This window comes from uncultured Amaricoccus sp. (genome assembly GCF_937858865.1).
Classification (GTDB): Bacteria; Pseudomonadota; Alphaproteobacteria; order Rhodobacterales; family Rhodobacteraceae; genus Amaricoccus.
In genome coordinates this window covers 1-14,395 of sequence record NZ_CALLYO010000430.1, presented here as the reverse complement: position 1 = coordinate 14,395, position 14,395 = coordinate 1, and the positions used below count along the sequence as shown (strand labels likewise).

The following is a 14,395-nucleotide window of genomic DNA, read 5'->3' as shown; positions in this document are numbered from 1 at the left end:
CGGCTTGAACGGCCGCGGGTCCGCTCACATGAACCCGAGCTCGAGCCGGGCCTCGTCCGACATCATGTCCATGCCCCACTGCGGCTCCCAGACGAGTTCCACGTCCACGTGGCGCACGCCGGGGATGGCGCCGACCGCCTCGGCGACCCAGCCGGGCATCTCGCCGGCCACCGGGCAACCCGGCGCGGTCAGCGACATGGCGATGGCGATGTCGCTGTCGGCATTGATCTCGATGGTGTAGACGAGGCCGAGGTCGAAGATGTTGACCGGGATTTCAGGGTCATAGACCGTGCGGCAGGCCTCGACCACCTGGTCGTAGAGCGGATGGTCGGTCGTCGACGGCTTGATGAGCGGCGTGCCTTCCATCGGTGCGTCCGTTTCGATGTTCATCGCTTCCGCCCCTCGGTCCTCGGAAATCCTGAGCAAATATATAAGAGAAACGGCCTGCATCGTCCAGAGAGGCGGCGAAGGGCGATTCCGGCCGGCGAGGTGGGGCTCGTCTTCGCCCGGTTTTCGCGGCGCCGATCGGCGGTTGACCATCCGGCCGGACTGTCGGAGCCAGTCGGCCGGGCGGGAATCGCCCGGAGGCGCGGGGGACGGACATGGCGAGCGGCGTCGACTTCCGGATCGCGGCGCGGGACGGGCGGGCCCGGACCGGGGTGCTCGAGACGCCGCGCGGGGAGATCCGCACGCCGGCCTTCATGCCGGTCGGGACGGCGGCGACGGTCAAGGCGATGCTGCCGGAGAGCGTGCGGGCGACAGGGGCGGACGTCCTGCTTGGCAACACCTATCACCTGATGCTGCGGCCGGGGGCGGAGCGGGTGGCGCGGCTCGGGGGGCTGCACCGGTTCATGAACTGGGAGCGGCCGATCCTGACCGATTCGGGCGGCTTCCAGGTGATGAGCCTCGCCGAGCTCCGCAAGCTCGGCGAGGAGGGGGTGAGCTTCCGCAGCCATGTGGACGGGGCGATGCATCACCTCTCGCCGGAGCGGAGCATGGAGATCCAGCGGCTGCTCGGGTCGGACATCGTGATGTGCTTCGACGAATGCCCGGCGCTGCCGGCGGAGGAGAAGGCGGTGGCGGCGTCGATGCGGCTCTCGATGCGCTGGGCGGAGCGGTCGCGGGCGGCGTTCGGCGACCGGCCGGGGCATGCGCTCTTCGGGATCGTGCAGGGGGGCGTGACGCGGGAGCTGCGCGAGGAATCGGCCGAGGCGCTGAAGGCGATCGGCTTCGACGGCTATGCGATCGGCGGGCTGGCGGTGGGCGAGGGGCAGGCGGCGATGTTCGGGGTGCTCGACTATCTGCCGGGGGCGCTGCCGGAGGACCGGCCGCGCTACCTGATGGGGGTGGGCAAGCCGGACGATATCGTCGGGGGCGTTCTGCGCGGGGTCGACATGTTCGACTGCGTGCTGCCGACCCGGTCGGGGCGGACCGGGCAGGCGCTGACCCGGCGCGGGGCGGTCAACATCAAGAACGCCCGCCATGCCGAGGATCCGCGGCCGCTCGACCCGGACTGCGCCTGCCCCTGCTGCCGGAGCTACGAGCGGGCCTACCTGCACCACGTCTTCAAGGCCGGGGAGATCATCGCGGCGATGCTGCTGACCTGGCACAACCTCCACTACTACCAGGAGCTGATGGCCGGGCTCCGGGCGGCGATCGCCGAGGGGCGGCTGGGCCGGTTCGTGGCGGAGTTCGAGGCGCTGCGGGCCGAGGGGGATCTGGAGCCCGTCTGAGGCGGGCGCACGGGTGGCACGCGTGCCCGGCGGAAAAATCATTTCATATCAGGTAGTTGATTTTCGTCTATACGTTGTATTACGCGCCTGGGGCGAAGAACCCGGTGCGCGAGCGCATGACAGGCACGTCTCGCGCCGGCCGCCGTCGTCGCCTATCCTCCGGTTCGGACGAGGGAGGAGATTGCCATGAAGCCGCGCATTTCCGTTCTGACGATCGGCGTCGCCGATCTCGAGCGTTCGCTCGCCTTCTACCGCGACGGCCTCGGGCTGCCGACGGAGGGCATCGTCGGCCGCGAGTTCGAACACGGCGCCGTCGCCTTCTTCACCCTGGCCGGCGGGCTGAAGCTCGCGCTCTGGGCGCAGGATGACATTGCGCACGACTCCGGGCTGACCAGGGCGCCGATCAGCCCGACCGCCTTCACCATCGGGCACAACGTCATGCGGCAGGAGCAGGTCGACCAGGTGATGGACGAGGCCGCCCGCGCCGGCGCCGAGATCGTCAAGCCGGCGCAGGAAACCTTCTGGGGCGGCCGCGCCGGCTATTTCCGCGACCCCGACGGCCATCTGTGGGAGGTCGTGTGGAACCCGGCGAACCTCCCCGCCGACGATCCCGGATAGGCGCCGTCCGTCAGGCCCTGTTGCCTTCGCGGGCCGCGAGCCGGTAGGCGGGGGCGCCGGGCGCATGAGGACGGGAGGGTGCGATGCGGGACTGGAGGCTGCCCTGGGACGGGGGATGCCGGTGCGGGAAGGTGCGCTTCCGGGTGAGCGAGGCGCCCTTCGTCACCGTCGCCTGCCACTGCCGCGGCTGCCAGAGGATGACGGCGAGCGCCTTCTCGCTGTCGGTGGCGGTGCCGGTGGCCGGCTTCGCCGTCACCGAGGGCGAGACCGAGCTCGGCGGGCTGCACGGGGCGCAGCGGCACCATTTCTGCGGCTGGTGCAAGAGCTGGCTCTTCACCCGGATGGAGGGGATCGACTGGTTCGTGAACGTGCGGGCGACCGCGCTCGACGAGCCGGGCTGGTTCGTGCCCTTCGTCGAGACCTGCACGGCGGAGAAGCTCGCCTGGGCAGGCACGCCGGCGGTGCATTCCTATCCCGGCTTCCCGCCCGAGACGGATTGGCCGCGGCTCGTCGAGGAATTCGCCGGGCTCGACTGAAAAGGCGAGGCGGGGGTCGCTTCCGCTCGCGATGAGCACGGCCGGGGGCAACGGCGACGCCCGGGCCAGGATCCGGATCGCGACGGAAAACCCCATCGCAATCATGCGGATGGCGCGGTGGGCGGGAGGCCGCCCGCGGGTAAACCGGCGCGGCGGCGTCTTGCAACCCCCGGCCCCGCGGCGCAAAGATGCCGGCGACTTGAAACGCCACGGCCGGCGCGCCATTTCACTTCGGTGGAGGCGCCGAGGCCGCCGAGGATCGGGACCGGGCGCTTCGCCAGATGAGGACCAGTTCATATGACAGAATTGAGCAGCCCGTCCTATCCCGTCCTGCCGCTGCGCGACATCGTGGTCTTCCCCCACATGATCGTGCCGCTCTTCGTCGGTCGCGAGAAGAGTGTCCGCGCGCTCGAGGCGGTGATGAAGGACGACAAGCAGATCCTGCTGGCCAGCCAGAAGGACGCGTCGGAGGATGAGCCGAAGGCGGAGGGGATCTACCGCACCGGCGTGCTCGCCAACGTCCTGCAGCTCCTGAAGCTGCCCGACGGCACCGTGAAGGTGCTGGTCGAGGGCAAGGTGCGGGTGGAGATCAGCGCCTTCCTCGACAACCCGGTCTTCTTCGAGGCCGAGGCGGGCGAGATCCCCGAGACGGAAAAGGATCCGTCGGCGATCAAGGCGCTGTCGCGCGCCGTCGCCGAGGAGTTCGAGCGCTACGCCAAGCTCAACCGGAACATCCCGGAGGAGGCGGTTTCGGCGATCAGCGATTCGATGCCGGCGGGCAAGCTCGCCGACACGGTGGCCGGCCATCTCGGCGTGAAGCTCGAGGAGAAGCAGAAGCTGCTCGAGCAGGGCGACATCGGCGAGCGGCTCGAGGCGATCTACGGCCTGATGCAGGGCGAGATGAGCGTCCTGAAGGTCGAGAAGAAGATCAAGAGCCGGGTCAAGACGCAGATGGAGCGGACCCAGCGCGAGTATTACCTCAACGAGCAGATGAAGGCGATCCAGCGCGAGCTCGGCGGCGAGGGCGAGGGCCAGGACGACGCCAGCGAGTTCGAGGAGCGGATCGCCAGGACCAAGCTCTCGAAGGAGGCCAAGGACAAGGCGGTGGGCGAGCTGAAGAAGCTGCGCTCGATGAGCCCGATGTCGGCCGAGGCGACGGTGGTGCGCAACTACCTCGACTGGATGCTGTCGATCCCCTGGGGCAAGAAGTCGAAGATCAGGAAGGATCTCGGCCATGCGCAGAAGGTGCTCGACGACGACCATTACGGGCTCGAGAAGGTCAAGGACCGGATCATCGAGTTCCTGGCGGTGCAGTCGCGCTCGGACAAGCTGAAGGGGCCGATCCTCTGCCTGGTCGGGCCTCCGGGCGTCGGCAAGACCTCGCTCGGCAAGTCGGTGGCCAAGGCCACGGGCCGCGAGTTCATCCGCATCTCGCTCGGCGGCGTCCGGGACGAGGCGGAGATCCGCGGGCATAGGCGGACCTACATCGGCTCGATGCCCGGCAAGATCATCCAGTCGATGAAGAAGGCCAAGACCACGAACCCGCTGATCCTGCTCGACGAGATCGACAAGATGGGGCAGGACTTCCGCGGCGACCCGGCCTCGGCGATGCTCGAGGTGCTCGATCCGGAGCAGAACGCGACCTTCTCGGACCACTATCTCGAGGTGGAGTACGACCTCTCCAACGTGATGTTCATCACCACGGCGAATTCGTACAACATGCCGCGGCCGCTCTTGGACCGGATGGAGATCATCTCGATCCCCGGCTACACCGAGGACGAGAAGGTCGAGATCGCGCGCCAGCACCTGATCGAGAAGCAGGAGAAGGGCCACGGCCTGAAGCCGGACGAGTTCGAGCTGACCGACGCGGGCCTGCGCGACATCGTGCGCTACTATACCCGCGAGGCCGGCGTGCGGAACCTCGAGCGCGAGATCGCCAAGCTCTGCCGCAAGGCGGTGACCGAGATCGTGCGCGGCAAGGCGGCGAAGGTGGTGGTGACGCCGGAGAACCTCGAGGAGTATCTCGGGGTGCGGCGGTTCAAGTTCGGCCTGGCCGAGACCGAGGACCAGGTCGGCGTGGTGACCGGCCTCGCCTGGACCGAGGTGGGGGGCGACCTCCTCTCGATCGAGGCGCTGAAGCTGCCCGGCAAGGGGCGGATGAAGACGACCGGCACGCTCGGCGACGTGATGAAGGAGTCGATCGACGCGGCCTCCTCCTGGGTGCGCTCGCGGGCGACGACGCTCGGGCTGAAGCCGCCGATGTTCGAGACGGTGGACATCCACGTCCACGTTCCCGAGGGGGCGACCCCGAAGGACGGGCCGTCGGCGGGCATCGCCATGGTGACCTCGATCGTCTCGGTGCTGACCGGGATCCCGGTCAGGCGCGACGTGGCGATGACCGGCGAGGTGACGCTGCGCGGCAACGTGCTGCCGATCGGCGGGCTGAAGGAGAAGCTGCTGGCGGCGCTCAGGGGCGGCATCACCACGGTGATGATCCCGGCCGACAACGTGAAGGACCTGCGCGAGATCCCGGACAACGTGAAGAACGGGCTCGAGCTGATCCCGGTCGCGAACGTGATGGACGTGCTGAAGACGGCGCTCGTCCGGATGCCCGAGCCGATCGAGTGGGACGAGGCGGCGGAGGCGGCCAAGGCGCCGCCGATCTCGCCGCCGGCCGGCGAAGGGCCTTCGGCGCCGGCCCACTGACGCGGGCCGGGGCTGCGAGACAGCGACCCGCCGGGCATGGCGCCCGGCGGGTCGTTTCGTTTCTGCCTTGCAGGCCGGGCGCGTGATTCTTCTTCCGGGAATCGTGATGATCGTCTAAATCTGGTGGGGCGCCTGGAGAGGGGCGCGTCATTTGGTGAACGAGGCTGTATGATGCGGCTGATCGTGATGGGGAACGAGAAGGGCGGATCGGGCAAGTCGACGACCGCCATGCATCTCATCACGGCGCTGGTGCGGGCCGGGCATTCGGTCGGGGCGCTCGACCTCGACCTGCGGCAGAAGAGCCTGTTCCGCTATCTCGACAACCGCCAGGACTACATGCGGCGGCACGGCATCCAGCTGCCGATGCCGCGGCGGCTGCTGCTCGAGGCGAGCACGCTCGACAGCCGCGCCGAGGCGGAGGCGGAGGAGGAGAGCCGCTTCGCCGCGGCGCTGGTCGAGCTCGCGGGCGCCGACTATGTGGTGGTCGACTGTCCGGGGTCCTATTCGACCTACTCGCGGCTCGCCCATGCGCGGGCCGACACGCTCATCACGCCGATGAACGACAGCCTGGTCGATTTCGACATGCTGGCCCGGCTCGATCCGGCCTCGGGGGCGATCCGGGGGCCGTCGGTCTATTCCGAGATGGTCTGGAAGGCGCGGCAGGCGCGGGCGGCGAGCGGGCGGCGGCCGATGGACTGGGTGGTGCTGCGGAACCGGATGACGATGCTCGACGCGCGCAACAAGCGCCGGGTGGCCAGCGCGCTCGACGAGCTGGCCCGGCGGATCGGCTTCCGGCTGATCCCGGGCTTCTCGGAGCGGGTGGTCTTCCGCGAGCTCTTCCTCTCCGGGCTCACGCTGCTCGACCTGCGCGAGGCGGATCCGCAGGCGATGAGCATGTCGAACATCGCCGCCCGGCAGGAGGTGCGCGACCTCGTGCGCGCGCTCGAGCTGCCGGCGGTCTCGGTGGCGGCGTGAGGTAGGGGCTAGATCCCCGGCGCGAGCGGCAGGCAGGCGGCCTGGAGCCGTGCGAGCGCGGCGCAGGCGCCGAGGGCGTCCTGCTGGCTGAGGCCGACGAACTGGGCGCGGTAGACCGTCACGCCGCGTACCTTGGCCGCCTCGACCCGGCGCAGGCCGCCGGCGAGCTCGGGCACGTCCTGCAGCGCGGTGGTGAGGAGCTGGCGCTCGGCGTCGCCCTTGGCGCGATAGGCGCCGAGCTGCACGCCCCAGTCGTTGCCGCCGGTGGTGCCGGCGCTGGCCACCTCGAGCGCGGCGGGGTCGGGCGGCGCCGGGCGCGCGGCCGGCTCGGCGACGGCGAAGGTCGAGGCCGAGCCCACGACCGCCTTCACGCTGGCGACCGGCCCGGCAACCGACCCGGGGCGGGGTATCGGCCGGCCCTCGGCGGCGGGCGGCGCGTTGCGCGCGGCCTGCGCCGTCAGCTCGGCGTTCACCTCGGCGATGGCGGCGGCGATCGTCGCGCTGTTGCGGGAGATGGCGTCGCTGTCGAGCGAGCGCGGCATCGGCCGCACCGAGGCGATCGATCCGTCGGTCCTGGCGACCACGACCGGCGCGGCGGTCGAGCCGCGCGGCGCCGCCGAGGCGACGGCGACGGTCCGCAGCGGCGTCGGCGCCACCACGCGCGCCGTCGCCGGCATGCGCGAGAAGCCGAGGTCCATGAGCCGCTCGGCCTCGGCGTTGCGCGAGGCGGTCGAGCGGCCGCCCAGGACGGCGACGATCACCCGCCGGTCGCCGCGCTGCGCCGAGGAGACGACGTTGAAGCCGGCCGCCTTGGTGTAGCCGGTCTTGATCCCGTCCGCGCCCTGGTACTCCTCGAGCACCCGGCGGTTGGTGTTCCTGACCGTGGCGATGCCGGCCGAGGTCGAGGTGCGGCCGAAGATGTTGTAATACTGCGGGAAGTCGTAGACGAGCCGCCGCCCCAGCGTCGCCATGTCGCGGGCGGTGGACATGTGCCCCGGCCGGGTCAGGCCGTTCGCGTTCTTGAAGCTGGTGCTGTCGAGGCCCATCGCCCGGGCGTACTGGTTCATCATCCGGGCGAATCCCTCCTCGGATCCGCCGATGGCGTCGCCCATGGCCGTCGCCGCGTCGTTCGCCGACTTGATCGCCGCGGCGCGGATCAGGTAGCGCAGCTCGATCTTCTGCCCCGCCTTCAGCCCGAGCCGCGAGGGCGGCTGGGCGGCGGCATTGGCCGAGACGGTGATCTTCTGGTCGAGCGAGAGGCGGCCCTGCCGGATCTGGTCGAAGACGATGTAGAGCGTCATCATCTTGGTCAGCGAGGCGGGATGCACCCGGGTGTCGGCATTCTCCTCGTGGATGATCCGCCCGGTGCGGGCATCCATGACCAGCGCCGCATGCTGCTGCGCCTGCGCCACGGCCGCGCAGAATACCAAGCCGACGGCGAGAATCACCCCGCGCGATAGGGTCTGGACCATCACTGCCTCCGGCGCGCCGGGCGCGCCTTGCCTCGGGTTGTCGCAAACGCTAGCGAGCGAATGCTTTATTTTGGATTAAGCCTAGCATGCGAGTCCGGGGCCGAAAATACCTTTGTTTCGAAGGCCGTCGCCGCGGGGCTCGGGTGTGGCGGAAAAAATTCATGGTGCACCGCAGCAAAAGCCCTTGACGCAGTGCAGCATGGTTCCCTATATCGGGGTCATCGAAACACGATTACCCTGGAGAGAGAAATGTCCCGCACCAGCGCCAAGGCCGCTGCCACCGACGCCACCCTCGACGTCTCGAACGTCGTTCAGGAAGCCACCGCGAAGGTCGAGAGCTTCGTCGCCGACACCCAGAAGACCGTCACCGAGCAGTTCGAGAAGCTCTCGAAGGGCTTCGAGGGTCTGACCGCCTTCGGTCAGGAGAACGTCGACGCCTTCGTGAAGTCGTCCGAGATCGCCGCCAAGGCTGCCGAGGGCATCGGCACCGAGATCAGCGCCTACTCGAAGAAGTCCTTCGAGGAGGGTGTCGCCGCGGCCCAGGACTTCGCCTCGGCGAAGACCCTCACCGAGCTCTTCGAGAAGCAGACCTCCTACGCCCAGAGCGCGTTCGAGGGCTTCGTCTCGCAGGCGACCAAGATGAACGAGATCTACGTCGCCGCCGCCAAGGACATCAGCGCCCCGCTCGGCGCCCGCGTGACCAAGGCCACCGAGGCCCTGCGCTCGTTCAGCCTCTGATTTAGTCGGTACGCCGAAGGCGGGCGCTGTCCTCCCTGGCAGTCCGCCCCGGCGAGAGTGCTGATTGATTCTCCCCGGCGACCTCCGTGTCGCCGGGGCTTTTCGTTTGCGGCGCCGGACGGGGCCGCGCCGGCCCCGCGCGCCGGCGGCAGGCCAGCCTTTTCTAATCCGGCCGTTCCCATATATAATGCGACGATAGATCGAAGCCCGCTTTCCGCCCTGGACTCACGATGACTGCGTCGGACCCGAAAACTGGTGTGCTCACCAAGACACGCGCGCGCACGCAGCGCCCGCCGCTCTACAAGGTCCTGCTGCTCAACGACGACTACACGCCGATGGAGTTCGTGGTCCACGTGCTCGAGCGCTTCTTCGGCGCCAGCCACCAGCAGGCGCTCGAGATCATGATGACCGTCCACCGCAAGGGCCTCGCCGTCGTCGGCGTCTTCTCCTTCGAGATCGCCGAGACCAAGGTGACGCAGGTGATGGACTATTCGCGGCGGAACCAGCACCCGCTGCAGTGCACCATGGAAAAGGAGTAGGGGACCCGTTCCCCCGCATGTCGCCGCCGATGCCCCGGGCCGATCGACTGGCGCTCGCCGTCTCCTCGGGCGCGCTCGCCCTGCCCGAGGCGGGGGCGATTCTCGTGCTGCGCGCCGTGCCCTCGCCCTTCCTCGACATGGTGCCGCGCGCGCGGCTGCGCTGCGTGCAGGGCTTCCGGCCGCTGCACGATTCGCTCTTGGCGGCCGGTCATGCCGTGACCGCGCGGCCGGAGCCGGAGGCGGCCGGGCCGGCGATGGTCGTCGTCAACCTGACGCGCAGCCGGGCCGAGAGCCTCGGCAACATCGCCCTCGGCCTCCGCGCGCTGCCGCCCGGCGGGACGCTCGCCGTCGCGGGGGCGAAGAGCGAGGGGGTCGACGCCATCGCCCGGCAGGTCGCCCGCGCCCTGCCGCCCGCCGGCACCTTCGTCAAGGCGCACGGGCGCGTCCTCTGGCTGGTCCGTCCCGCCGAGCTGCCGCCGGCGGTCGATGCCTGGGCGGCGGGTGCCGCGCCGCGCCGCAACGCCGAGGGCTTCCTCACCGCGCCGGGGATGTTCTCGCCCGATCATCCCGATCCCGGCAGCCGCCGGCTGGCCGCCGTTCTCGGCGGGCGCCTCTCGGGCCGGGTCGCCGACCTCGGCGCCGGCTGGGGCTGGCTGGCGCAGGCGGTGCTCGCCGCCTCGCCGGCGATCGAGGCGCTCGACCTCCACGAGGCCGAGGCGCTGGCGCTCGACGCCGCGCGGGCGAACGTCGCCGACCCGCGCGCCGCGTTCCACTGGAGCGACGTGACCCGGCTCGACGGCGGGCCGGCCTGCGACGCGGTCATCACCAACCCGCCCTTCCACCAGGACCGCGCCGCCGATCCCGATCTCGGGGCCGCCTTCATCGCCGCCGCGGCCCGCCTGCTGAAGCCGGCGGGCCAGCTCTTCCTCGTCGCCAACCGCCAGCTCCCCTACGAGGCGGTCCTTGCCAACGCCTTCCGCGAATGGGACAAGCTCGGCGAGGACGGCACCTACAAGGTCATTCACGCCGCGCGCCCCCGCCGCACCTGACCGGCCCGCGGCGCTTTGCGCATCGGAGGGGCCATGCCGGATGCGGGCGCCGGGCAGCCGGCGAGGACGAGGCTGCGGCAGAGCCTGTGCCGGGCGGCGGCGGAGCGGCGGACCGTCACCTACCGCGAGGCGGCGCTCGGCATCGGCCTCGCCCCGCCGCAGCTCATCCAGGGCGTGGCGCGGCTGCTCGAGGCGCTGATGGCGGAGGACGCGGCGGCCGGCCATCCGTTCATCGCCGCGCTCGTCGTCGGCCGCGCCCGCGACGGGCTGCCGGCGCCCGGCTTCTTCGAGGCCGCCGCCCGGCTCGGCCGCTTCCGGGGCGACCCCGCGGGGCCGGAGGCGGCGGCCTGGCACGCGGCCGAGCTGGCGCGGGCGCAGGACTTCCATGCCGCCCGTTCGGAAACCGCTTTCACATCAACGGACTGATGATAGTTTCGCGCGTGATCCTCGCCCTTCGCCCTCTCGCCGCCCGGAGGCCCGCCCCATGACCGACCCCGTCGAGCTGACCGCCGCCCTCGTCCGCTGCCCCTCGGTGACCCCGGAGGAGGGGGGCGCGATCCGGCTCCTCGAGGCGCTGCTGGCGGGCGCGGGCTTCGTCACCCGCCGCGCCGACCGCGGCGGCATCGCCAACCTCCACGCCCGCTGGGGCAGCGCGGGGCCGGTCTTCGGCTTCAACGGCCACACCGACGTGGTGCCGACCGGCGACCCGGCCGCCTGGCGCCACCCGCCCTTCGCCGCCGCCGTCGAGAACGGCCGGCTCTACGGCCGGGGCGCGGCGGACATGAAGTCGGGCGTCGCCGCCTTCGCCGCCGCCGCCATCGACTTCGTGGCGGCGACCCCGCCCGCGGGCAGCATCGCCCTCGCCATCACCGGCGACGAGGAAGGCGAGAGCGTCGACGGGACGCCGGCGATCCTCGACTGGATGGCGGCGAACGGCGAGCGGTTCGACCACTGCCTGGTCGGCGAGCCCACCTGCCCGGAGCGGCTCGGCGACACGATCAAGATCGGCCGCCGCGGCTCGCTGACCGCCTGGCTGACCGCCTACGGCAAGCAGGGCCATTCCGCCTATCCCGAGCGGGCGAAGAACCCGATCCCGGCGCTGGTGCGGCTGCTCGACCGGCTCGCCAGCCACCGGCTCGACAAGGGCACGCGGCACTTCGGCCCCTCGACGCTGGCGATCACCACGGTCGACGTCGGCAACCCGGCGACGAACGTCATCCCGGCCGAGGCGCGCGCCGCCGTCAACATCCGCTTCAACGACGCCCACAGCGGCGCCGCGCTCTCGGCCTGGATCGAGGAGGAGGCCGACCGGGTCGCCGCCGAGTTCGGCATCGGCATCGCCGCCCGCTTCCAGATCTCCGGCGAGAGCTTCCTGACCGCGCCCGGCCCCTTCACCGACCTCGTCGCCCGCGCCGTCGCCGCCGAGACCGGGGTGACCCCCGAGCTCTCCACCACCGGCGGCACCTCCGATGCGCGCTATATCCAGGCGCATTGCCCGGTGGTCGAGTTCGGCCTGGTCGGAACCACGATGCACCAGGTCGACGAGCATGTCGCCGTCGCCGACATCCAGGCGCTCAAGGCCGTCTACACCCGTATCCTCTCCGACTACTTTGCGGCCTGAATACAACCGCTGCGCTTTTCCTGCTGCTCCGTCACAATTCTCGATTGATCGGCCCAAACGCCCACTATAGGTGGGCGCGGGGGGTAGTCTACCGCGATTCGTTATCGGAGCACGGCAATGACACTGACCCGCCCGGGGCTGAAGGCTTCGAGTGCCCTGCCCTTGATTCTCGCCGCGCTCGCACAGGCGCCGACGGCAGGTCCGGCGCTCGCCGCCTGCATCGGGACGACCGTCGTGACCTGCGACACGGCTGCGCCCAACCCGCACACCACGACCGTCGGGACCGGCCGCGGCGACCACGGCCGCACGGTCGAGGTGCTCGGCGGGGCCGAGATCGTCGTCACCAACCGCAACGCGATCAGCCTCGGCGACGACGCGCGCATCACGCTGGCGCCCGGCGCGCTCGTCCAGGGCAACGCCGGCGCCGGCGGCGACGGCCTCTTCGGGACCGGCAAGCAGCCGATCGAGTTCAACAGCAACGGCATCCTCGTCATCGGCGAGGGCGCCCGGGTGATCCAGCGCGGCACCGACAACCGCGCCGAGGCGGTCAACGTCCACGGCACCGGCAACCGGATCGAGAACCACGGGCTGATCTCGGCCCAGTCGAGCGCCGCCATCTGGTTCGAGGACGAGGTCAAGACGGGGCCGCGTAATGTCGTCGACAACCACGGCACCATCCAGCAGGTCAACGGCGGCCCGGTGATCGGCACCAACGGCGGGCTCGGCATCGACTTCCTCAACCAGACCGGCGCCCGGGTCGAGGGCGACCTCATCTTCGCCGGCGGCGACGACAACCTCTTCTTCTTCGCCGGCTCGACCGTCACCGGCAGCATCGACGGCGGTGCCGGCAACAACAACCTCACCCTGCAGGGCGCCCTCGGCTCGAGCGACACGCTGGCCGGCGCGCTCGCGAACTTCCAGACCCTGACCAAGGACGGCCTCGGCCGCTGGGCGATCACCGGCAGCCTGAGCGGCTTCCGCTCCACCGCCGTCAACCGCGGCACGCTGGCGCTGACCGGCAACAACGGCGGCTATGCCGCCGGCATCGACATCGGCCCGGAGGGCACGCTGGAGGCGAGGGCGCAGAGCCTGCCGACGACCTCCGCCAACCAGGACAACATCCGCAACGAGGGCCGGCTGCGCTTCGTCCAGGACGACAGCGGCACCTACGAGGGCCAGATCGTCGGCACCGGCGTCGTCGAGAAGACCGGAACGGGCGTCACCACGCTCGCGCCGGCCGCCGCAGCGGGCAACGGCTGGAGCGGCGGCACCCGGATCGAGGCCGGCACCCTCGCCGTCGCCGCCGACAAGGCGCTCGGCGCGGCGAGCGGCGGGCTTTCCTTCGACGGCGGCGCGCTGCGCACGACCGCGACCTTCTCCATGGCCCGCGCCGCCACGCTCCTCGCCGGCGGCGGCACCTTCGAGCCGACCGGCGCGACCACCCTGACCGCGACGGGCGCGGTGAGCGGGGCGGGAAAGCTCACCAAGGCGGGCAGCGGCACCCTCGTCCTCGCCGGGGCGAACAGCTACGCCGGCGGCACGCAAATCGACGCCGGCACGGTGCAGATCGCACAGGACGCGAACCTCGGCGCGGCGAACGGCCCGCTCGGCCTCGCCGGCGGCCGGCTGCGCACCACCGCCGACATCGCGATGAACCGCGCGACCACGCTCGGCGCGGGCGGCGGCAGCTTCGAGACGCTCGCGGGGACCGAATTGGTCCAGGCCGGCGCCATCTCCGGTGCCGGCGCGCTCGCCAAGACAGGGGCGGGGACGCTGGTGCTGACCGGCGCCGCCAGCCACGCCGGCGGCACCACGATCGCCGCCGGCACGCTGCGGGTCGGCGACGGCGGGACCTCGGGCTCGCTCGCCGGCGACGTGGCCAACGCCGGCGCCCTCGTCTTCGACCGGTCGGACGGGATCGAGGTGTCGGGGGTCGTCTCGGGCGCCGGCACCCTCACCCAGGCCGGGAGCGGCGCGACGCGGCTCACCGGCGACAACGCCCATTCCGGCGCCACGCTGGTGGCGGCGGGCGGGCTCTACGTGAACGGCGACCAGACGCGCGCCACCGGGGCGACGGAGGTGCGGGCGGGCGCGACGCTCGGCGGAAAGGGGACGATCGGCGGCGACGTGACGCTCGCCGGCGGGGCGCGGCTGGCGCCGGGCGATCTCGGGACGGCACCGGGCACGCTCACCATCAACGGCGCGCTCGCGCTCGGCCCCGGCGCGATCCTCGACTATGCCTTCGGCCAGGCCAACGTGCCGGGCGGCGCGCTCAACGACCTCACCGTCGTGGGCGGCGACCTCACGCTCGACGGCACGCTCGACGTGACCACGAGCCCCGGCGGCAGCTTCGATCCCGGCATCTACCGCGTCTTCGACTATGCCGGGCGGCTGACCGACAACGGCCT

The 14,395-nt window shown here is 71.1% G+C and carries 13 protein-coding genes; 11 read left to right on the top strand and 2 right to left on the bottom strand.

The annotated features are described in order from the left end of the window. Positions 1-24 precede the first annotated feature (24 nt). Complete coding sequence (locus tag Q0112_RS12785; protein WP_297975879.1) at positions 25-390, bottom strand: SUF system Fe-S cluster assembly protein; 366 nt, start codon at positions 388-390, stop codon at positions 25-27. A 212-nt stretch (positions 391-602) separates the two neighbouring features. Here Q0112_RS12785 and tgt point away from each other — a divergent pair, with 212 nt between their 5' ends. From tgt to Q0112_RS12760, 5 genes are all read left to right on the top strand, one after another. Next, entirely contained in the window at positions 603-1,733 is a 1,131-nt protein-coding gene (gene tgt, locus Q0112_RS12780) for a tRNA guanosine(34) transglycosylase Tgt (RefSeq protein ID WP_297975877.1), read from the top strand. Between the two features lie 186 nt (positions 1,734-1,919). After that, positions 1,920-2,351 carry a VOC family protein gene (locus Q0112_RS12775; RefSeq protein ID WP_297975876.1) on the top strand — a complete coding sequence of 144 codons (432 nt, stop codon included), beginning with the start codon at positions 1,920-1,922 and terminating at the stop codon, positions 2,349-2,351. Between the two features lie 83 nt (positions 2,352-2,434). Further along, positions 2,435-2,887, top strand: a complete 453-nt coding sequence (locus tag Q0112_RS12770; protein ID WP_297975875.1) for a GFA family protein — start codon at positions 2,435-2,437, stop codon at positions 2,885-2,887. A 297-nt stretch (positions 2,888-3,184) separates the two neighbouring features. Next, positions 3,185-5,593, top strand: coding sequence for an endopeptidase La (gene lon, locus Q0112_RS12765; protein WP_297975873.1), 2,409 nt, complete (start codon positions 3,185-3,187; stop codon positions 5,591-5,593). Positions 5,594-5,761: 168 nt separating this feature from the next. Then, positions 5,762-6,568 (top strand): division plane positioning ATPase MipZ, encoded by an 807-nt coding sequence (locus tag Q0112_RS12760; RefSeq protein ID WP_297975871.1) that lies wholly within the window; start codon positions 5,762-5,764, stop codon positions 6,566-6,568. Positions 6,569-6,576: 8 nt separating this feature from the next. Here Q0112_RS12760 and Q0112_RS12755 read toward each other — a convergent pair whose 3' ends face one another. Continuing rightward, complete coding sequence (locus Q0112_RS12755; protein ID WP_297975869.1) at positions 6,577-8,040, bottom strand: serine hydrolase; 1,464 nt, start codon at positions 8,038-8,040, stop codon at positions 6,577-6,579. A 249-nt stretch (positions 8,041-8,289) separates the two neighbouring features. Here Q0112_RS12755 and Q0112_RS12750 point away from each other — a divergent pair, with 249 nt between their 5' ends. From Q0112_RS12750 to Q0112_RS12725, 6 genes are all read left to right on the top strand, one after another. Beyond that, entirely contained in the window at positions 8,290-8,778 is a 489-nt protein-coding gene (locus tag Q0112_RS12750; RefSeq protein ID WP_297975867.1) for a phasin family protein, read from the top strand. Between the two features lie 230 nt (positions 8,779-9,008). Next, the gene (gene clpS / locus Q0112_RS12745) at positions 9,009-9,317 is read left to right on the top strand and encodes an ATP-dependent Clp protease adapter ClpS (protein WP_297975865.1); all 309 of its coding nucleotides are present in this window, start codon (positions 9,009-9,011) and stop codon (positions 9,315-9,317) included. A 29-nt stretch (positions 9,318-9,346) separates the two neighbouring features. Next, positions 9,347-10,366, top strand: coding sequence for a methyltransferase (locus Q0112_RS12740; RefSeq protein WP_297975863.1), 1,020 nt, complete (start codon positions 9,347-9,349; stop codon positions 10,364-10,366). Between the two features lie 33 nt (positions 10,367-10,399). Further along, entirely contained in the window at positions 10,400-10,792 is a 393-nt protein-coding gene (locus Q0112_RS12735) for a hypothetical protein (RefSeq protein ID WP_297975862.1), read from the top strand. Between the two features lie 58 nt (positions 10,793-10,850). Then, positions 10,851-11,987 (top strand): succinyl-diaminopimelate desuccinylase, encoded by a 1,137-nt coding sequence (gene dapE, locus Q0112_RS12730; protein ID WP_297975861.1) that lies wholly within the window; start codon positions 10,851-10,853, stop codon positions 11,985-11,987. Positions 11,988-12,104: 117 nt separating this feature from the next. Continuing rightward, positions 12,105-14,395 (top strand): autotransporter-associated beta strand repeat-containing protein (locus Q0112_RS12725; RefSeq protein WP_297975860.1); only part of this gene is annotated, 2,291 nt, incomplete at its 3' end.